15 protein-coding genes and 1 tRNA gene are annotated in these 20,115 nt (G+C 66.6%); 12 read left to right on the top strand and 4 right to left on the bottom strand.

Annotated elements, in window-relative coordinates; all coding sequences use genetic code 11:
* Positions 1–107: 107 nt before the first annotated feature.
* Positions 108–3,899, bottom strand: coding sequence for a multifunctional oxoglutarate decarboxylase/oxoglutarate dehydrogenase thiamine pyrophosphate-binding subunit/dihydrolipoyllysine-residue succinyltransferase subunit (locus tag CQ017_RS14595; RefSeq protein ID WP_105554290.1), 3,792 nt, complete (start codon positions 3,897–3,899; stop codon positions 108–110).
* Between the two features lie 431 nt (positions 3,900–4,330).
* Here CQ017_RS14595 and CQ017_RS14590 point away from each other — a divergent pair, with 431 nt between their 5' ends.
* The 4 genes from CQ017_RS14590 to CQ017_RS14575 all read left to right on the top strand — a co-directional run bounded on the left by CQ017_RS14590 (position 4,331) and on the right by CQ017_RS14575 (position 8,518).
* Entirely contained in the window at positions 4,331–5,653 is a 1,323-nt protein-coding gene (locus tag CQ017_RS14590; protein WP_105554289.1) for a hemolysin family protein, read from the top strand.
* Entirely contained in the window at positions 5,646–6,716 is a 1,071-nt protein-coding gene (locus tag CQ017_RS14585) for a hemolysin family protein (protein ID WP_105554288.1), read from the top strand. Before CQ017_RS14590 ends, CQ017_RS14585 begins: the two co-directional genes overlap by 8 nt.
* A gap of 103 nt (positions 6,717–6,819) precedes the next feature.
* The gene (locus CQ017_RS14580; RefSeq protein ID WP_105554287.1) at positions 6,820–7,653 is read left to right on the top strand and encodes a metal ABC transporter ATP-binding protein; all 834 of its coding nucleotides are present in this window, start codon (positions 6,820–6,822) and stop codon (positions 7,651–7,653) included.
* A 7-nt stretch (positions 7,654–7,660) separates the two neighbouring features.
* Positions 7,661–8,518, top strand: a complete 858-nt coding sequence (locus tag CQ017_RS14575) for a metal ABC transporter permease (RefSeq protein WP_105554286.1) — start codon at positions 7,661–7,663, stop codon at positions 8,516–8,518.
* A 90-nt stretch (positions 8,519–8,608) separates the two neighbouring features.
* Here CQ017_RS14575 and CQ017_RS14570 read toward each other — a convergent pair whose 3' ends face one another.
* Entirely contained in the window at positions 8,609–9,013 is a 405-nt protein-coding gene (locus tag CQ017_RS14570) for a Fur family transcriptional regulator (RefSeq protein ID WP_096283935.1), read from the bottom strand.
* A gap of 137 nt (positions 9,014–9,150) precedes the next feature.
* On the opposite strand from CQ017_RS14570, the gene CQ017_RS14565 reads away from it, so the two are divergent.
* Genes CQ017_RS14565 through CQ017_RS14550 form a run of 4 tightly spaced genes read left to right on the top strand, consistent with a single transcriptional unit; the run spans position 9,151 to position 11,537 of the window.
* On the top strand, positions 9,151–9,870 hold the full coding sequence (locus tag CQ017_RS14565; protein ID WP_105554285.1) for an MBL fold metallo-hydrolase: 720 nt from the start codon (positions 9,151–9,153) through the stop codon (positions 9,868–9,870).
* Positions 9,867–10,700 (top strand): sulfurtransferase, encoded by an 834-nt coding sequence (locus tag CQ017_RS14560; protein ID WP_105554284.1) that lies wholly within the window; start codon positions 9,867–9,869, stop codon positions 10,698–10,700. The genes CQ017_RS14565 and CQ017_RS14560 overlap by 4 nt, the downstream gene beginning before the upstream one ends.
* Positions 10,701–10,720: 20 nt before the next feature.
* Positions 10,721–11,149 (top strand): HIT family protein, encoded by a 429-nt coding sequence (locus CQ017_RS14555; RefSeq protein WP_105554283.1) that lies wholly within the window; start codon positions 10,721–10,723, stop codon positions 11,147–11,149.
* A 31-nt stretch (positions 11,150–11,180) separates the two neighbouring features.
* Positions 11,181–11,537, top strand: a complete 357-nt coding sequence (locus CQ017_RS14550; RefSeq protein WP_258133703.1) for a hypothetical protein — start codon at positions 11,181–11,183, stop codon at positions 11,535–11,537.
* Here CQ017_RS14550 and hrpA read toward each other — a convergent pair.
* Positions 11,534–15,475 (bottom strand): ATP-dependent RNA helicase HrpA, encoded by a 3,942-nt coding sequence (gene hrpA / locus CQ017_RS14545; protein WP_105554282.1) that lies wholly within the window; start codon positions 15,473–15,475, stop codon positions 11,534–11,536. The two genes, CQ017_RS14550 and hrpA, sit on opposite strands and share 4 nt — an antisense overlap.
* A gap of 422 nt (positions 15,476–15,897) precedes the next feature.
* Here hrpA and CQ017_RS14540 point away from each other — a divergent pair, with 422 nt between their 5' ends.
* The 4 genes from CQ017_RS14540 to CQ017_RS14525 all read left to right on the top strand — a co-directional run bounded on the left by CQ017_RS14540 (position 15,898) and on the right by CQ017_RS14525 (position 19,925).
* Positions 15,898–16,905 (top strand): ABC transporter substrate-binding protein, encoded by a 1,008-nt coding sequence (locus tag CQ017_RS14540; protein ID WP_105554281.1) that lies wholly within the window; start codon positions 15,898–15,900, stop codon positions 16,903–16,905.
* A gap of 99 nt (positions 16,906–17,004) precedes the next feature.
* Entirely contained in the window at positions 17,005–17,925 is a 921-nt protein-coding gene (locus CQ017_RS14535) for an ABC transporter permease (RefSeq protein ID WP_105554280.1), read from the top strand.
* Positions 17,918–18,709: an ABC transporter ATP-binding protein gene (locus tag CQ017_RS14530; protein ID WP_105554279.1), complete on the top strand. Its 792-nt coding sequence runs from the start codon at positions 17,918–17,920 to the stop codon at positions 18,707–18,709. The genes CQ017_RS14535 and CQ017_RS14530 overlap by 8 nt, the downstream gene beginning before the upstream one ends.
* Positions 18,710–18,896: 187 nt before the next feature.
* Positions 18,897–19,925: a GTP-binding protein gene (locus CQ017_RS14525; RefSeq protein WP_105554278.1), complete on the top strand. Its 1,029-nt coding sequence runs from the start codon at positions 18,897–18,899 to the stop codon at positions 19,923–19,925.
* A gap of 81 nt (positions 19,926–20,006) precedes the next feature.
* Here the strand turns inward: CQ017_RS14525 and CQ017_RS14520 are convergent.
* Positions 20,007–20,082 (bottom strand) — tRNA-Arg (locus tag CQ017_RS14520).
* Positions 20,083–20,115: the final 33 nt, after the last annotated feature.

Below are 20,115 nucleotides of genomic sequence, written 5' to 3'. Positions count from 1 at the left end.
CCGGATCGGGGAGGACAAGGCGGGTTAAATGCCACAGCCGGCGAACCCGGCTCCGTGTTGACGGGGTCGGGTTCGCCGGCTGTGCGCCGTTCAACCGAGCGTGTCGGCTAGCGGGCGAAGGCCTGCTTCAGCAGCACCGCGGCTTCGGCGTCGTGACGCTTAGCGGTACCGGCAGAGGTCGCGGCCGAGGCCGGACGCGAGACCAGGGTGACCTTCTTCTCAAGCTCCGGGGCGACGTACAGGCCGAAGAACGGCCATGGGCCCTGGTTGGCTGGTTCGTCCTGAACCCACGAAACCGTGGCGTTCGGGTACTTGGCCAGCTCGGCAGCGATCTGCTCGGCCGGAGCCGGGTAGAGCTGCTCGACGCGGACGATCGCGACCTTCTCGTCCTGCGCCTTGGTGCGCGCGGCGAGCAGATCGTAGTACAGGCGACCGGAAACCAGCAGCACCTTCTCCACGGCATCCGCGTTGGCGATCGACTTGTCGCCGATGACCTCCTGGAAGCCGCCGGTGGTGAAGTCCTCCACCGAAGTGGCCGCGGCCTTCAAGCGAAGCAGCTGCTTCGGGGTGAAGACGATCAGCGGCTTGCGTGGCCGGGCGTAGGCCTGGCGGCGCAGCAGGTGGAAGTGGTTGGCACCGTTCGAAGGCTGGGCGACCACCATGTTGTTCTCCGCGCACATCTGCAAGAAGCGTTCGATGCGCGCCGAGGAGTGGTCCGGCCCCTGGCCTTCGTAGCCGTGCGGCAGCAGCATCACCAGGGAGGTGGACTGCGACCACTTCTGCTCGGCCGAGGAGATGAACTCGTCGATCACGGTCTGCGCGCCGTTGACGAAGTCACCGAACTGCGCTTCCCACATCACCAGCGCATCCGGGCGCTCCACCGAGTAGCCGTATTCGAAGCCGAGGGCCGCGTATTCCGAAAGCAGCGAGTCGTAGATCCACAGCGGTGCCTGGCCTTCGCTCAGGTGGTGCAGCGGGTACCACTCGTTGTCGTTCTCGCGGTCGTGGAAGACCGAGTGGCGCTGCACGAAGGTGCCGCGGCGCGAGTCCTGGCCTGCCAGACGAACCGGCACGCCTTCCATGGACAGCGAGCCGAGGGCCGCCAGCTCGGCGAAGCCCCAGTCGATGCCGCCTTCGCGGGACATCTTCTCGCGGCGTTCGAGCAATGCCTTGAGCTTGGTGTGCATGGTGAAGTCTTCGGGCACCGCCAGGTGGGCCGCGCCGATCTTCGCCAGCGTCTGCTCGCTGATCGCCGATCCGCGGGCGCCGTCGACGGTGTTCTCGTCGGCGGCCTGCGCGAAAGGCTTCTCCAGGTCGTTGATGGTCGAACCCGGGGTGATGATCGGGATCGGGGAGGTCTGGGCGGCATGCGTCTCGGAGAAGATGCGCTCCAGGTTCTCCTTGTATTCGGCCAGCACGTTCTCGGCTTCTTCCGCGGTGATGTCCCCGCGGCCGACGAGGGCCTCGGTGTACAGCTTGCGGGTGGAGCGCTTCGCCTCGATCAGGTTGTACATGATCGGCTGGGTCATCGAGGGGTCGTCGCCCTCGTTATGGCCGCGGCGGCGGTAGCAGATGAGGTCGATGACCACGTCCTTGCCGAACTTCTGGCGGTACTCGAAGGCCATCTGGCCCACGTGCACCACTGCCTCCGGGTCATCCCCGTTGACGTGGAAGATCGGTGCCTGCACGGTGCGTGCCACGTCGGTGGCGTACACCGAAGAGCGCGAAGAACTCGGAGCGGTGGTGAAGCCGATCTGGTTGTTCACGATCACGTGCACGGTGCCGCCGGTCTTGTAGCCGGGCAGCTGGCTCATCGCGAGCACCTCGGAGACGACGCCCTGGCCGGCGAAGGCCGCATCGCCGTGCACCAGGATCGGCAGCACGTTGTTCTTCGAGCCCATGCGGTCCAGCTTCGCGCGGGTGATGCCCTCGAGCACCGGATCCACGGCTTCCAGGTGCGACGGGTTGGCCGCCAGGTAGACCTTGGTGGCGTTGCCGGCGTCCGAGGTGTAGGAGCCCTCGGTGCCCAGGTGGTACTTCACATCGCCCGAACCCTGGACGGAGCCCGGGGTTGCGGTGCCTTCGAATTCGCGGAAGACCTGTGCGTAGGTCTTGCCGGCGATGTTTGTCAGCACGTTCAAGCGGCCGCGGTGCGCCATGCCGATGGCCACCTCGTCCAGCTGCTCGTCGGCGGCGTCGGAGATGATCGCGTCGAGCAATGGAATCAGCGACTCACCGCCCTCCAGGGAGAAGCGCTTCTGGCCGACGAACTTGGTCTGCAAGAAGGTTTCGAAGGCCTCGGCGGCGTTCAGCTTGCTCAGGATGCGCAGCTGCTCGTCGCGGGTCGGCTTCGCGTAGCCGGACTCCAGCTTCGCCTGGAACCACTCGCGCTCTTCCGGGTTCTGCAGGTGCATGTACTCGGTGCCGGTGGTGCGGCAGTAGGCGTCGCGCAGGATGCCCAGCACGTCGCGCAGCAGCGCGCGGTTCTTGCCGCCCAGCCCGCCGGCAACCCATTCGCGATCCAGATCCCACAGGGTCAGCCCATAGGTCTGGATGTCCAGGTCCGGGTGCTTGCGCTGGACGTATTCCAGCGGGTTGGTATCGGCCATCAGGTGGCCGCGCACGCGGTAGGAGTTGATCAGGTGCTGGATGCGCGCGACCTTGTTGACCGCCAGGTCGACGTCGACCTGGTTGTCGATGGCCCAGCGCACCGGCTCGTAAGGGATGCGCAGCTGCTCGAAGATCTCATCGTAGAAGCCCTGCTCGCCGAGCAGCAGTGCCTCGACCAGCTTCAGGAATTCGCCCGAACCGGCACCCTGGATGACGCGGTGGTCATAGGTGGAAGTCAGCGTGATGTGCTTGCCGATGCCGAGGGACGCGACGGTCTTCTCGGATGATCCGCGGTACTCGGCCGGGTATTCCAGCGCGCCGACACCGATGATCGCTGCCTGGCCCTTGGACAGGCGCGGCACCGAGTGCACGGTGCCGATGCCACCGGGGTTGGTCAGCGACACGGTGGTGCCGGAGTAATCGTCGGCGGTCAGCTTGTTGTTGCGGGCCCGCTTGATCAGGTCTTCGTAGGTGGCCCAGAACTCGTTGAAGCTCAGGGTCTCGGCGACCTTGATATTCGGGACCGCGAGCATGCGCGAGCCGTCCGGCTTTGGCATGTCGATGGCGATGCCGAAGTTCACGTGGGCCGGCTGGACGGCGGTCGGCTTCTTGTCGATCACATCGTAGGTGACGTTCATCGACGGGATCTGCTTCAGCGCGCGAATCACGGCGAAGCCGATCAGGTGGGTGAAGGAGATCTTGCCGCCGCGGGCGCGCTTGAGGTGGTTGTTGATGACGATGCGGTTATCGATCATCACCTTGGCCGGAACCGCGCGCACGGTGGTGGCGGTCGGCACGGTGAGGGAAGCATCCATATTGGTTGCGATGGCCTTCATTGGCCCGCGCAACGGGGTGCGCTTCTCCTCGCCGTACAGCCCGGTGGAAGGCGTTGCCTTCGGAGCCTGGGCCGGAATCGGAGCAGTCTTCGGCGCTGCTTCCTTTGCTGCTGGTTCGGCTTTGGCCGCGGCCGGCGCGGGAGCCGATTCGGTGCTGCGCGCCTCGGCCGCGGCGCGTGGTGCGCCCTGGCCGTTGGCTGCAGGAGCAGGTTTCGCCGCCGCTGCCGCCGCTGCCGCCGCCGGCGGCGCGCTCGGCGCGGCCTTGGCCGCGGATGCTGCCGGTGCTGCCGGTGCTGCCGGTGCGTTGTTTTCGGTGGTGAGGGACTCGAAAATGTCCCACCATTTCTTATCGACCGAGTTCTTATCGACGAGATACTGCTGGTACAGCTCGTCTACTAGCCACTCGTTTCCACCAAACTCTTCAGTAAGTCGGTGGTGTGCTTGCTCTGGCACGTGCAACGCCTCTTCCCTGATTTCTACGTTGTTCTAGCTTGAGCCGGTGGTAGCCCGAGGACGTGAATAATGGCCACCGATACTCACAAGATTTCTAGACCTGCGCCCCAGTCTAGTGACTTTTCCAAGGGATTTGCCACGAGTCGTCGGGAATCTCACGAAAGTGGCGCTTAACACTGCCCATTTAGCTTGTTTCCCGTACCGCTGGTCGTGCGTGCGTGGCTATTGTGCGCGAAGCGGGTTCATTGGATAGAATGAATCGCACTATGGAATCTCATTCTCCTAGCCGGACCGCCGCCCGCGGGCGCAGTGCCGGCCACCTTTGCCATCGTCCGGAAGGCTCCGCCTCCCAATTGGAGCCTTCTAGTTGCCGCTTACGGCAAATTAGACGCAATTTAACCCATTCACCCCGGGGGCGTGGTTAGCCGCCCATGGAATGGATCTACATACTTTTCGGCCTGCTGCTGATTCTGGGCACAGGCTTCTTCGTGGCCGTGGAATTCTCCCTCGTTGCCCTCGACAAGAGCACCGTTCAACAGGCCATCGATCGCGGCGAACGCGGTTCCAAGGCGCTGTTGCAGTGCTTGACCTCGCTGTCCACCCAGCTTTCCAGCTGCCAGCTGGGCATCACCCTGACCACCTTGCTCACCGGCTATGTGCTCGAACCGGCGATGAGCAAGCTCCTGGCTCCGGTGCTCGAGAACATCGGCGTGGTGGGAGCCAGCTCCAAGGCCATCTCGGTGGTCATCTCCATGGTGATCGCCACGCTGCTCTCGATGCTGATCGGCGAGCTGGTGCCCAAGAACCTGGCCATCGCGAAGGCCATGGCCGTGGGCAAGGCGCTGGCCCGCCCGCAGCTGATCTTCACCGCCATCTTCAAGCCCGCCATCGTGCTGCTCAACGGCTTTTCGAACTCGGTGCTGCGCAAATTCTTCGGGCTGGAGGCCAAGGAAGAAATTTCGGCCGCCCGCAGCGCCCAGGAGCTCGCCTCGCTGGTGCGCCGTTCGGCGGAACTCGGCACGCTGGACATCCAAACCGCGCGCTTCGTGGAATCGACCATCGAATTCTCCGAACGCACCGCGGCCGATGTGATGACCCCGCGCACCTCGATGTCCACCATCGAGTCCGAGGCGGCACTATCCGAACTGATCCTGATGAGCGCGGACACCGGGTTCTCCCGGTTCCCGGTCACCGAGGGATCGAGCGATGACATCCAGGGCATCTGCCATGTCAAGGCCGTGGTCTCGGTGCCGCGCGAACGCCGCGCGGCGCTGCAGGTCGGCGAATTTGCGCGCGATGCGCTCTACGTGCCGGAAACCATCCACCTCGACGTGCTGCTCGAGCAGCTGCGCGCCGCGGAATTCCAGGTGGCCATCGTGATGGACGAGTACGGCGGAACCGCCGGGCTGGTCACCCTGGAAGACCTGGTCGAAGAGATCGTCGGAGAGGTCTCCGATGAGCACGACGAGGACGAGGAAGAGGCGGTCACCCAGCCGGACGGCAAATGGCTGTTCCCCGGCATGTACCGCCCGGACCAGGTCAACGAACACTTCGCGAGCGATATCATCGCCGACGATTCGGCCTACGACACCATCGGCGGGTTCATGCTCTCCGAGCTGGGGCGTTTGGCCGAACTGAACGATGCGGTGCAAACCGAGGCGGGAATTTTCACGGTGACCGAGCTCGATGGCCGCCGGATCGCCCAGGTGCGCTTCGAACCTGCCACGCACACCAAGGAGGAGTCCAATGAGTGATTTCATCGGGTTGGCCTGGCTGGTCGTGCTGCTGGCGGTCAATGCATTTTTCGTCGCCGGCGAATTTGCGGTGATGTCCGCGCGCCGCTCGCAGATCGAGCCGCTGGCCGACGAGGGAAACAAGCGGGCGAAGATCGCGCTGTATGCGATGGAGCACGTCTCCATCATGCTCGCGGTCTGCCAGCTGGGCATCACCGTCTGCTCGCTGCTGATCCTGAACATCTCCGAACCGGCGCTGCACCACCTGCTGGAGGTGCCGATGACGGCGCTGGGCATGCCGGAGCAGATCGCGGACACCGCCGCCTTCCTCATCGCGCTGGTGCTGGTGACCTTCCTGCACGTGACCTTCGGCGAAATGGTGCCGAAGAACATCTCGGTCTCCGTCGCCGACAAGGCGGTGCTGGTGCTGGCCATGCCGCTGGTGGGCGTGGCCAAGGTGCTCAAGCCGATCATCTCGATGCTCAACGGCGCGGCGAACCTGTTCCTGAAGCTCTTCGGCGTCGAGCCGCAGGACGAGGTGACCAGTTCCTACACCGCAGCGGAGGTCCGCTCGATCATCGACACCTCCTCCCAGGAGGGCACGCTGCGCAACGAGCATGCGCTGCGGCTGACCAAGGCGCTGGAATTCTCCACCGTCACGGCCGCCTCCTGCATGGTTCGGGTCGACGACCTGTTCACCCTGGAGTGGGGGCAGACCACCGCGCGCGAATTCGAGAAGAAGGTCGGCAAGACCGGCTACTCGCGCATGCTGATCACCCGCGACGAGGTGCCGGTGGGCTACTGGCATGTCAAGGACGTGATGCTGATCGACGACGCGCACTCCACCGCGCCGCTGCGCGACCTGCCGCTGCACCCGCTGGGCGTGGTCAAGCAGGACGCCGAAATCGAGGAGGCGCTGGAGAGCATGCGCCAGGAGGGCAACCACCTCTCGGCCGTGGTCGACGAGGCGGGGCACACCATCGGCGTGCTGTTCCTGGAGGACATCATCGAGGTGCTGGTCGGCGAGATCAGCGACTCGACGCAGAAGCGCCACGCTCCACCGAGCAAGGCGAACGGCAATTAGTCTCACAGCCAAACGCGTAATGCGAACCAGTCGCAACTGGTAGGATTGACTGCGGCACCGCTTCAGCGGTGCCGCAGTCTTCTTTAAGCGCGAAAGCCGGTTCATGAGCACATCCCCGATTGTCACCTTCGACGCCGCACGCCTGGCCTTCGGGTCCCGGGTGCTGTGGGAGGGGCTGGACTTGCAAGTGCAGCCCGGGGAGTTCTTGGCGGTGCTCGGGCCCAACGGCTCGGGCAAAACCAGCTTCATCAACACCATGCTCGGCACCACGGCCCTGAACGCCGGTACCGTGTCCATCGCCGGGGACCCGGTGCGCCGCGGCTCGGAGCTGGTGGGCCTGATCCCGCAGCAGCGCCCCTTCGGCGACAACGTGCCCCTGCGCGCCCGCGACCTGGTGGCCCTGGGCGTGGACGGCAACCGCCCCGGCATCCGGCTGGCCCGGCGAAAGGTTCACGCGAAGGTGGACGAACTGCTCGAGCTGGTCGGCGCGCAGGACTACGCGCACCGCCCGGTCTCCGATCTTTCCGGCGGCGAACAGCAGCGGCTGCGCGCCGCGCAAGCGCTCGCAGGGGATCCGCGGGTGCTGCTCTGCGACGAGCCGCTGCTCTCCCTGGACCTGCACCACCAGCAGGCGATCAGCGAGGTGATCCACCGCCAGGCCGTGCAGCACGGGGCCGCGGTCATCTTCGTCACCCACGAGATCAACCCGATCCTGCCCTATGTGGACCGGGTGCTCTACCTGGCCGAGGGCAAATTCCACCTGGGCAGCGTCGACGAGGTGATGCGCTCCGAGGTGCTGAGCGCGCTCTACGGCGCCCCGGTTCAGGTATTGCGCGTCAACGGGCGGATCGTGGTGCTCAGCGGCGACGGGAACCGGCAGCTGCCGCCGGACGGGCATGAGCACCCCGAAGACCACGCACTAGAGACCGGAAGGTAGGCGCGCGATGAATTTCGCAGACTTCCTGGAGCGCACGCTGAATTTTGATGACTACGCGCAGCTGCTGCCGCTGGTGACCAACTCGCTGATCGCCGGGGCGGCGCTGGGCATCGTCGGCGGGCTGATCGGCATCTTCATCATGATGCGCGATATGGCCTTCGCGGTGCACGGCATCGCCGAACTCTCCTTCGCCGGGGCGGCCTTTGCGCTGCTCATCGGCGTGGATGTGGTCACCGGCTCGGTGTTCGGCTCGCTGGTCGCGGCGCTGGTGCTCGGCGTGCTGGGCACCCGGGCCAAGGACCGCAACTCCATCACCGGGGTGCTGATGCCCTTCGGCCTGGGGCTCGGGATCCTGTTCCTCTCGCTCTACGAGGGGCGCAGCGCCAATAAGTTCGGCCTGCTCACCGGGCAGATCGTCGCGGTGGACGATGTGCAGCTTTCCGGCATGCTGGCCCTTTGCGCGGTGGTGGTGCTCGCGCTGCTCGTCGTCTGGCGGCCGCTGACCTTCGCCTCGGTGGACCCGGTGCTGGCCAACGCCCGCGGGGTGCGCACCGGCGGGCTGTCGATAATCTTCATGGTGATCCTCGCCCTGGCGGTGGCCGTCGCCATCCAGGTGGTCGGCGCGCTGCTGGTGCTGGCGCTGCTGATCACCCCGGCCGCCGCGGCCCTGCGGATCAGCTCCAACCCCGGGCTCACGGTGTTCCTGGCGATTCTCTTCGCCGAAATTTCGGTGCTCGGCGGGATCCTGCTGGCGCTGGCCGGCTCGCTGCCGATCAGCCCGTATGTGACCACCATATCCTTCGTGATCTACCTGGTCTGCCGGGGGATCGAGGCGCTGCGCTCCCCGCGCAAGCACCTGGTCTAGCCGAGCGGCCCACCGGCCCGCTCGGCGCAGCGCGAAGGCCGCCCACCGTAAATGGGGGCGGCCTTCGCCTTTGGGGTTCGATGGAGCCGTTCAGCTGGCCTTGCGGCGGCACTCTTCGCAGAGCCCGTAGATTTCCACGGTGTGCTCCGGGTCGGTGAAGCCGTTCTCCTGCGCGACGCGCGCGGCCCAGCGCTCCACCGCCGGGGCGAGCACCTCCACGGTCTTCGAGCACACCCGGCAGACCAGGTGGTGGTGGTGCACCTCGGTGAGGCACTGGCGGAAGCGCGCCTCGCCGTCGCCGCTGCGCAGCACGTCCACCAGCCCGTCGTCGGCCATGGACTGCAAGAGCCGGTAGACGGTGGCCAGCGAGACCTTCTTCTGCGTATCCACCAGCCAGCGGTGCAGTTCCTGGGCGGTCGCAAAATCATCGACCTCGCCCAAGGCCTCGGCCACCGCGAGCCGCTGCTTGGTCACGCGGGTTTCTGGCTGCACCATCGACTTGCACCATTCCTTCTGAAAAGCTGTTTCGGGCGAAACGTGTTCGGCCCCGTTCCACCCAATTTTAGCCAACTTTTCGGCCGAGTGCGTGTCAGTGGCTGGCCGAGGGCGCGCCGTCGGCCTAGGCTGAAGCTATGCGCATCACATTACGCGGGCATTCCTGCTTGGAAGCCACCACCATCGACGGTTCGCTGCTGCTGGATCCGGGCAGCTTTTCGCAGCTGGACGGGGCCTTCGCCGGCATCAGCGCCGTGCTGCTCACCCACCAGCACCCCGACCATGCGGACCAGCGCCAGATCCTCGCCGCGGTGCAGGACAGCTCGCTGCTGCGCGTGTATGCCCCCGATGCGCTGGCCCGGATCCTGCGCGAGCAGCTGCCGGCGCCCAAGCGGGCGCAGATCATCACCGTGGCGCCGGGGGAGGACTTCGTGGTCGGCGGCATCCGGGTGCGCACCTTCGGCGGAACCCACGCCACCATCCACGGTTCGATCGAGCTGGTGGCCAACGTCGGCTACCTGCTGGGCGACGAACAGCTCTTCCACCCGGGAGACAGCTACCAGATGCCGATCGGCATCCGCCCGCAGGTACTGCTGCTGCCGCTGATGGCCCCGTGGGCGAGGATCGGGCAGACCATGGACTTCGCCACCGCGCTGAACGCGCCGGTCTGGGTGCCGATCCACGACGGGCTGCTCAACGAACGCGGGCTGAACCTCTTCGACACCATGCTCGGCGCGCGCGCCGAAGCCAACGGCAGCCTGCTGCGCCGGCTGGAGGCGGGCACCACCTACCTGCTCGACGAGCTGGCCGAAGGCAGCGGGCAGAATTCCGGAACACCGGCGGGAGAGAGAAAATGAACACGCTGATCAGCGCCGCGGAACTCGCCGCCAAGCTAGCCGATGAAAGCCTGGTGCTGCTCGATGTGCGCTGGGTGCTCGGCCGCAAGGACGGGCAGGAGCACTACGCCGCCGGGCATATCCCCGGCGCGGTGTTCGTCGAGATGGAAACCGAGCTATCGGGGGCGACCGGAGCGCATACCGGACGCCACCCGCTGCCCGAACCGGCCGACTTCGAGGCCGCCGCGCGCCGCTGGGGGATCGGAGCGGATTCCTTCGTTGTCGCCTACGATGATTCCGGGGCGCTGGCCGCCGCCCGCGCCTGGTGGCTGCTGCGCCACGCCGGCTTTGAGAACGTGGCCGTGCTCGACGGGGGACTGGATGCTTGGAAGGAACGCGGCGGCCACCTGGCCACCGGGATCGAAACCAGGGAGCCGTCGGAGGTGGCGCTGAGCTGGGGCGGGATGCCGGTGCTCGAATACCAGGAGCTGGCCAGCTACTCCGGCACGCTCATCGACTCGCGCGCCACCGCCCGCTACCTGGGCATCCAGGAGCCGATCGACCCGGTAGCCGGGCATATCCCCGGGGCGCGCAACCGGCCGACCACCGACAACCTCGACGCGCAGGCCAAATTCTTTTCCGCCGAGCGGCTCGCGGCGGCCTTCGCCAAAATCGCGCCGGAGCACCTTCCGCTGGCGGCCTATTGCGGCTCCGGGATCACCGCCGCCCACCAGGTGCTCGCCGCCGAGCACGCGGGCCGCACGGCCGCCCTCTACCCGGGCAGCTGGTCGCAATACTGCTCCTACCCGCAGTCTCCGATCGCCACGAGCGATGAACAACACCGCCACTAACCGAGCCGAGAAAGGCCGCCATGAGCACGCTCTTCACCAAAATTATCGACGGCGAGATCCCCGGACGCTTCATCTGGTCCGATGAGAGCTGCGTCGCGTTCCTGTCCATCGGACCGCTGACCGACGGGCACACCCTGGTGGTCCCGCGCGCGGAGATCGACGAATTCACCGACGCCGACGAGGCGCTGCTCAGCCACCTGAACCTGGTGGCCGCGAAGATCGGCCGCGCGCAGAAACGCGCCTTCAACGCGCAGCGCGCCGGGCTGATGATCGCCGGTTTTGAGGTCCCTCACCTGCACGTGCATGTCTGGCCGACGAACTCGCTGGCCGATTTCGACCTGTCCAACGCGATGCTGAACCCGGAGGCGGCACGCATGGACGCGAGCGCGGCCAAGCTGCGTGCGGCCCTGCGCGAAGACGGGCACAGCGAATTTGTGCCCGCCGATTGAGCCTGCGCGGTTCATCCGCTACCAGTCGCTGGTGCCCAATCAACGCGGGGTGCACCCCGGCATTTTCGCGCTGGTCAACAAGCTGGGCGCGCAGGGGGAACTGAGCCCGGCCGAGCACGCGCGCTGGCGGGCCGGAAACGACTGGTACAACGCGGCCTACCCGAATCCGAGCCTCAGCGACCCGCAGGTCTACGACCGGGTGCTCAACCCGGGCGCGGCCGCCTGGTTCAAGCACGGCGCCGTGCACCTGCTGGCGCGCGTGGAGCCCTACCTGCTGCTGCTCGATGCGCACCAGATCCGTTGGGAACGGCTGGAAACTGCCGATCCGGGCCGCATCGTCTACGAGGACCCGGTGCAGGTGATCGCCGCCGGCGGGCCCCGCGGCTAGAGCGCCGCGAGCCCGTCCTTGATGGCCTTGCGGATGCGCTTCTCGCTGACCGAATAGGCGGTGCCCAGCTCCTGGGCGAACAGCGAGATGCGCATCTCCTCGAGCATCCACTTCACCTCGCGCAGCCCGGCCGGGGTGCGCGCGCCCTCCGGCACCCGCCCCAGCGCGCCGTCGTAGTCGTCCTCCAGCTTCTGGATCACCGTCAGCGACTGCCCGTCGCGGGTGACCGCCCCGGAATTGAGCTTCACCAACCGCGATTCGATGCCCGCCAGGTAGCGCGGCAGGCGCATCAGGTGCGCGGCCCCGGTGGCGGCGATGAACCCGGGGTAGATCAGCTGCTCCAGCTGCGAGCGGATGTCGCTGACCGCGGCGTACATCGCCAGCGACTTGGTGGACTTCAGCTGATTCGCCACCCGGGTCGCGGCGCCGAACACCTGGGAGATCACCGAGGTGATCGAGAAGACCGTGTCGATCTGCTCGGCGCGCACGGTTTCGAAGAGCTTCTCGTAGCCCGCCTCATCCATCGGTAGCGCCTCGGGCACCAGCTTGTCCACCGCGGCCATGGTGCAGTCGGCGATCAGCTCGTCGATCGACCCGTGCGGGTTCTGGCTGAACGCCAGCCGCTCGGCATTGCTCAGGTGCCCGATGACGAACTTCGCCGCCGGCGGCAGGCGCAGCATCAGCAGCCGGATGATCCCGGCCCGGTGCGCGGCATCGCGTTCGGCCGCGGTGCGGTAGACGCTCAGCGCCGCATCCTTGCCGGCGTCGTGCAGCCCCGGATAGGCGGTGATCTCCTGGCCCATCACCGTGGTGGTGACCTGGGCCGGCAGCGCGTTCCCGGCCGTGTGCAGCTTCGGCCAGCCGGTCAGCTCGCGCTGGTCCCACTGCCCGGAGCCGGGCGCGGACTTCGGAGCCTTGGCCGCCGGGGTGGCCTTGGATCCCTTCGCGCCCTTGGCCTGCGCAGGGGCCGCGGCGCGCACGGTGGCGGGGGAGTTGACCTGGCTGGCCAGCGCCGCCCGGTTCGCCGCGGCCAGCTTGTACTGCAGGGCGGCGAGGTCATCGCCGTGCCCCAGCGGCTTGCCCGCGGCGTCCACCACTTCGAAGCCGAAGCGCAGATGCGCCGGCAGCGTCGAGAAGTCGAAGATCGCCGGGTCCACCACGATGCCGCGCAGCCGGCGCAGCACCAGTGCCAGGGAGTCGGCGAGGTCGTCGCTGCCCGGATCGAAGTCCGCGTCTAGCATGGCCAGCGCCTGGCCGGCCACATCCGGGGCGGGCACGAAGTTCTTCCGGATCGCCTTGGGCATGGAGCGGATCAGCGCGGTGAGCAGCTCGTGGCGCAGCCCGGGGATCAGCCAGGCGAAGCGCGCCGGATCGAGCTGGTTGAGGAACACCACCGGCACCTGCAGGCTCACCCCGTCGCCTTCGGCCTCGGCGGAGGCCGGGTTGTACTCGTAGCTCAGCGGCAGCGCGATGGCCCCGTGGCTCCAGTTGCGCGGGAACGCGGTCTCATCGAGCTGCTGTGCGTCGCCGGCGAGCACCGCGGCCGGATCGAAGTCCAGCAGGCCCGGATCCTTGGCCGCCGCGCGCTTGAACCAGCGGTCGAAGTGCCGCTCGGAGACCACCTCTTCGCCCAGCCGGGCATCGTAGAAGTCGAACAGGTCCTCGTCGGAGATGCGCAGATCGTGGCGGCGCATCCGGGTTTCGAGCTCCTCCACCTCGGCGAGCACCGCCCGGTTGCGCGCGAAGAACTTGTGGTGGGTGCGCCAGTCGCCCTCCACCAGCGCATGCCGGATGAACAGTTCGCGGGCCAGCGGCTTATCCACCCGCCAGTAGTGCATGCGGCGCTTGAGCACGATCGGCAGCCCGAAGAGCGTGACCTTCTCGTAGCCCATCACCGAGCCCATTTTCTTGGACCAATGCGGCTCGGAGTAGCTGCGCTTGAGCAGATTCGGGGCGAGCTCCTCCACCCAGGCGGGGTCGATGACCGCCGCGGTGCGCGCCCAGAGCCGGGAGGTCTCCACCAGCTCGGCGGCCATCACCCAGGTCGGGGACTTCTTGAACAGCGCGGAGCCGGGGAAAATCGAGAAGCGCCCGCCGCGCGCGCCCTGGTAGTCGCGTTTGCGCTCGTCATAGAGCCCGATATGCCCCAGCAGCCCGGACAGCAGCGACTTGTGGACCGCATCCTCGTTGGCCGCCGGGTCCACCGGGGCCGCGGCGACGGTGATGTCCAGCGACTTGGACAGCTGGCGCAGCTGGGTGAACAGGTCCTGCCATTCGCGCACCCGCAGGTAGTTGATGTGCTCGGCCTTGCACAGCCGGCGGAAGGCCGAGGAGGACAGCTCCTTCTGCTGTTCCTGCAGGTAGGCCCACAAGTTCAGCAGCCCGATGAAGTCGGACTTCTCATCGGCGAAGCGCTTATGCAGTTCGGCGGCGCGTTCGCGCTGCCCGGTGTCCTCGCTGGGCCGCTCGCGCGGATCCTGGATGCTCAGCGCGGCGGCGAGCACCATCAGCTCCTTCGCCACCCCGCGCTCCGCGGACTCCAGGATCATCCGGCCCAGGCGCACGTCCAGCGGCAGTTGGGCCAGCTTGCGGCCGATCTGCGTGACCTGCGCGCGCTTGTCTTCGCCCAGTGCGCCCAGTTCGCGCAGCAGATTTACCCCGTCGGAGATCGCCCGCGCGTCCGGCGGCTGCACAAAGCCGAAGTCGGCCACGTCGGCGGCGGTGGCCACTACGCCCATGGAGATCATCTGCAGGATCACGCTGGCCAGCGAGGTGCGCAGGATCTCGGGGTCGGTGAATTCCGGGCGCGCGGCGTAGTCCTCTTCGGAGTACAGCCGGATCGCGATGCCCTCCGAGACGCGCCCGCAGCGGCCCGAACGCTGATTCGCGCTGGCCTGCGAGACCCGCTCGATGGGCAGGCGCTGGACCTTGGTGCGGTGCGAATAGCGCGAGATGCGTGCGGTGCCGGTGTCGATCACGTACTTGATGCCCGGCACGGTCAGCGAGGTTTCGGCCACGTTGGTGGCCAGGATCAGCCGCGGCGCGGACCCCGGGTGGAAGACCCGGTGCTGTTCGGCCAGCGAGAGCCGGGCGAACAGCGGCAGCACCTCGTAGCGCGGCAGCCGCTTGTTGCCGGCCACCATGGCGCGCAAGGCGTCGGCGGCGTCGCGGATCTCGCGCTCCCCGGAGAAGAAGATCAGGATGTCTCCCGGCTCCTCGGCGGACAGTTCGCGCACCGCGTCGGTCACCGCATCCAGCGGGTCGCGGTCATCTTCCAGTGCGTTCGCATCTGCCTCGTCCGGCTCTTCGCCGCCGGCCTCCAGCGGCCGGTAGCGGATTTCCACGGGGAAGGTGCGCCCGGAGACCTCGAGGATCGGCGCGGGCACCAGCGCACCTGCAGCATCGAGGGTGCCGAAGTGCGCGGCGAAGCGTTCGGGGTCGATGGTCGCGGAGGTGATGATGATCTTCAGCTCCGGGCGCTGGACCATGATCTGCTTGAGGTAGCCGAGCAGGAAGTCGATGTTCAGGCTGCGCTCGTGCGCCTCGTCGATGATGATCGCCGAGTACTTCTTCAGCAGCCGGTCGCGCTGGATCTCGGCGAGCAGGATGCCGTCGGTCATCACCTTCAGCTTCGTTTGGCGCGAAACCTCCCCGGTGAAGCGCACATGGAAGCCCACCTCGTCGCCGATGCTCGTGCCCAGCTCCTCGGCGATGCGCTCGGCCACGGTGCGCGCGGCCAGTCGGCGCGGCTGGGTGTGCCCGATCATGCCGTGCTTGGCCAACCCGAGCTCGAGCAGCATCTTGGGCAGCTGGGTGGTCTTGCCGGACCCCGTTTCGCCGGCGATGATCACCACCTGGTTCTGGCGCACCGCATCGAGGATGTCGGCGCGGCGGGCAGAAACGGGAAGGGCTTCGGGATAAGAAATGGTGAGGGCCATGATGTGCCCATTCTATTCCGGCCAGGCGGCTGCCGGCAGACACCGCGACTCAGCGCGCCCGCGGGGGCGCAAAACCGGCCGCGCGCCGGCAAAAACCCTTGATCTGCGTCACAGTGCGGCGAAGTCAATTTTTAAATCCGTCCACCGAAATGCCGGCAGCCTCGCTGGCCCGAATACGGATTCGCGCCCGAGAGCACGCCAAATGCCCAGTTGTGTCCGGCATTGGCCGAATCAAGGGGCAAACGTCTTTGGCATCACCGGGTTCATCGGCGAAGTGAGGTCTTTCACATGTAAGATCGTGGGTAATCACCTGCACGTGGTTCGGGCAGTTCCCGGTTCGCTTGTCTTCGCCGATGAGCTGGCTACCGGGCCAACGCGCACGGGGACATCACTCGCACAGGGAACATGTTGAAAGGATCACCATGAAGCGATTCACAGCTTTGAAACTAGCCGCAGTGGCTGCCACCGGCGCCTTGGCGCTCACCGCCTGCGGCTCGGACACCGGCAGCGAGGGTTCCGGCGACGGCGGAGCCGCCGCCGAGGGCCCGGTCAAGATCGGCATTTTCCAGTATGTCTCGCACCCATCCCTTGACGCCGTCACCAAGGGCTTCAAGCAGGGCATGGAAGACGCCGGCTACACCGGCGACAAGATTTCCTACGACGACAACAACGCGCAGGGCGACCAGGCCACCAACGCCTCGATCGCCGGCAAGCTCGCGGCCGACAGCGACATCGACCTGGTGCTGGCGATCGCCACCCCGTCGGCGCAGGCCGCGGCCCAGTCGATCACCAGCATTCCGGTGCTCTTCTCCGCGGTCACCGATCCGGTGGACGCGAAGCTGGTGGCCTCCAACGAGGCTCCGGGCGCCAACGTCACCGGCACCTCGGACAAGAACCCGGTCAAGGAGCAGCTGGAACTGCTCAAGACGCTCTCCCCGGATGCGAAGAAGGTCGGCATCGTCTACTCCTCGGGCGAGGCGAACTCCGCCATCCAGGTCCAGTGGGCCGAGGAAGCCGCCGGCGAGCTCGGACTGACCATCGAGAAGTCCGCCATCTCCGCGCCTTCCGAGGTGCAGCAGGCGGCCAACTCGCTGGACGTCGACGCCTACTACGTGCCCACCGACAACGCGGTAGTCTCCGCGCTGGAAGGCCTGCTGCAGACCGCGCAGGGCAAGAAGGTCCCGGTGATCGCCGCCGATGGTGACTCCGTAAAGCGTGGCGCCACCGCCACCTACGGCATCAACTACGAGAAGCTCGGCGAGCAGACCGCGATGATGGCGGACAAGCTGCTCAAGGGCGAGGCGGAACCGGCCACCATGCCGGTGGAAACCCTCACCGAGGTGGAGCTGTACCTGAACGAAACCGCCGCGAAGAAGATCGGCATCGAGTTCTCCGCGGAACTGAAGTCCGAGGCGGTCGAAACCTACTAGGGTCAAAGCACCACCCACCTGCGAGGAAGGCGAGGCGAGCACGTAGACGCCTCGCCTTCCTCGTGACCAAGAACTTTCCCACAACTCAAGGATCCAATTATGATCACAGCGGTTGAACTCGGGCTCATCTACGCCCTGATGGCGCTCGGGGTATATCTGACGTTCCGCATCCTGGATTTCCCGGACCTCACCGTCGACGGCAGCTTCACCACCGGTGCCGCCGTCGCCTCGGTGGGCATCGTGAACGGGGTAAACCCCTGGCTTGCCACGCTGCTCGCCTTCTTCGCCGGCATGGTCGCCGGCGCGATCACCGGCCTGCTGCATACCAAGGGCAAGATCGACGGCCTGCTCGCCGGTATTCTGACGATGATCGCCCTCTATTCGATCAACCTGCGCATCATGGGCAAGGCGAATACGCCGCTGCTGGGCGAGGACACGCTGATCAGCCCGTTGCGCACGGCGGGAATTCTCGGCTCCGCGGGCTCGGTCCTGATCCTCTTCGCCGTTGCACTGCTCTTCGTGGCCGCGATCGTCTGGTTCCTGCACACCGAAATGGGCATGGCGATGCGCGCCACCGGGGACAACCACGAGATGATCCGCTCCTTCGGAGTGAGCACCGATAGCCAGAAGATCCTGGGCCTGGCCCTGTCCAACGGCTTTGTCGCCCTCTCCGGCGCGGCGATCGCCCAGTACCAGGGCTTCGCCGATGTGGGCATGGGCATCGGCGTGATCCTGATCGGGCTGGCCTCGGTGATCGTCGGCCAGGCCATCTTCACCCAGCGCTACATCTGGCTGGCCGCCCTGGCCGTCGTCTTCGGCGCGGTCATCTACCGGCTGGTCATCCAGTTCGCGCTGGTCGCCGGGCTGGAGGTCAACGACATGAAGCTGATCTCCGCGGTGCTCGTGGTGGTGGCGCTGCTGCTGCCGAAATGGAAGGGCTTCCAGAAGATCGTGAAAACCTTCAAACGCAAGGATTCGGACGCCGCGCCGATCCAGGAAGAGGTGCGCAGCAATGCTTGAAATTTCCAACCTCTCACGGACCTTCTTCCCGGGAACGGTCAACGAGCGCAAGGCGCTGCGCAATATCAACCTGAACCTCGGCCCCGGCGAATTCGTCACCGTCATCGGCTCCAATGGCGCGGGCAAGTCCACGGTGCTGAACATGGTCGCCGGCAAGCTCTTCCCGGATACCGGGACGGTCACCGTCGACGGCAAGAACGTCACCAAGATGGCGGACTACACCCGCGCCAGGTACATCGGCCGGGTCTTCCAGGATCCGATGGCCGGCACCGCGCCGACGATGACCATCGAGGAGAATATGGCCCTGGCGCACGCCCGCGGCCGCTTCCGCGGTCTGGGCATGGGGGTGGGCGCCAAGCGCCGGAAGCTGTTCGTCGAGGAGCTCAAGTCCCTGGAGCTGGGGCTGGAAAAACGCTTGAAGACGAAGGTCGGGCTGCTCTCGGGCGGCCAGCGCCAGGCGCTCAGCCTGCTGATGGCCACCTTCTCCAAGCCGAAGATCCTGCTGCTCGATGAGCACACCGCCGCGCTGGATCCGCAGCGCGCGGCCCTGGTCTCGCGGCTGACCAACGAGATCGTGCAGCGCCATGCGCTCACCACGCTGATGGTCACCCACAATATGGAACAGGCGCTGGCCCTGGGCACCAGGCTGATCATGATGCATGACGGGCAGATCATCCTGGACCTGGACCAGGAAGCGAAGTCGAAGATGACGGTCAAGGGCCTGCTGGGCGAATTCGAGAAGATCAAGGGCGCGCAGCTCGACGATCGCACGATGCTGCAGTAGCTTTTTCTTGGCTTTTGCCTCCGCTGGCCGCCGGTGTTCCCTGTAGTTCAGGGTTCGCCGGCGGCCAGCGGTGCTTTAACCGGACAACGCGGCGGCGCGGGGCGTACTAGGGTTGGAGCGGTTGATGTTTCCCGCTCGCGGCTTCCGCAGCCCCGGCGAGCACCGCATGAAAGGTCCAGGTGGATAGATGGCACGCAGGCAGATTCCGGTGATCGCGCTGACCGGATACTTGGGGGCCGGCAAAACCACCGTGCTCAACCACCTGCTGCGCACCCCGGGGGCGCGCATCGGGGTGGTGGTCAACGATTTCGGGGCCATCAACGTCGACGCCGGGCTGATCACCGGGCAGGTGGACGCCGCGCAGTCCATCGCCGGCGGCTGCGTGTGCTGCCTGGACGATTCCGGGGGACTGGATGAGGCCCTGGCCAGACTCGCCGCGCCGCGGCTGCGGCTGGACGTGATCATCATCGAAGCCAGCGGGGTGGCCGAACCGCTGTCCCTGGCCCGGCTGATCCGCTTCAGCCAGGCGAAGAACATCCGGCCCGCCGGGCTGATCGAGGTGGTGGATGCGGCGAACTACTTCGAGACGGTGGACACCCATGCCGATCCGCCGGCGCGTTTCGAGGCCGCCTCGCTGGTGGTGCTGAACAAGCTCGACCAGCTGGAGCAGGAAGCCCACCCCGGCGCGGGCCAAGCCGACGTCCTTGAGCGCATCACCGAGCGCATCGCCCTGCGCAATCCGCGCGTGCCGCTGGTGCACGCGGTGCGCGGGGCCATCGACCCGGAGCTGGTATTCGACGTGGCGCTGGCCGAAGATCCCGAGGACCAGCTGCCGCTCGGCGCGCTCATGCGGGCCGAGCACGGCTCGCACACCCACCAGCATGCCGCCTCGGTGAGCGTGACCGCCTCCGCTCCCATCGCCGCCGGCGCGCTGCTGGACCTGCTCGAGCGTCCGCCGTCCGGGGTCTACCGGCTGAAGGGGATCGTCCAGGTGGCCACGGCCCGCGGCGCGAAATCCTGGGCGGTGAATCTGGTCGGACGCCATATCCATGTGGCCGCGCATCCTTCAAGCGATGCTGCGGGGCTGGTGGCCATTGGCGTCGGGATCGATGAGCATCTGGTGCGCGGGGCGCTAGCGCAAACGCTGCGGCCGGCACAGGGTCCGGACGCGGAAGGGATGCGCCGGCTGCAGCGCCATGCCCGGCTGAGCGCCTGAGCGCCAGCCTGCCGAGGCGGGGCAGCGATCGAGCGAGCGCGGGGAAAAGAAAAAGGCCCCGCAACTGCGGAACCTTTTTGCTGGTGCCCCTGAAAGGAATCGAACCTTCGGCCTTCTGCTCCGGAGGCAGACGCTCTATCCACTGAGCTACAGAGGCATGTTGCTGGGCAACAGGAAAAATACTATCAGG

Source organism: Arthrobacter sp. MYb224, assembly GCF_002975455.1.
GTDB lineage: Bacteria > Actinomycetota > Actinomycetes > Actinomycetales > Micrococcaceae > Glutamicibacter.
The sequence above is the reverse complement of the archived record's forward strand: the minus strand, read 5'-3'. Positions and strand labels throughout refer to the sequence as shown.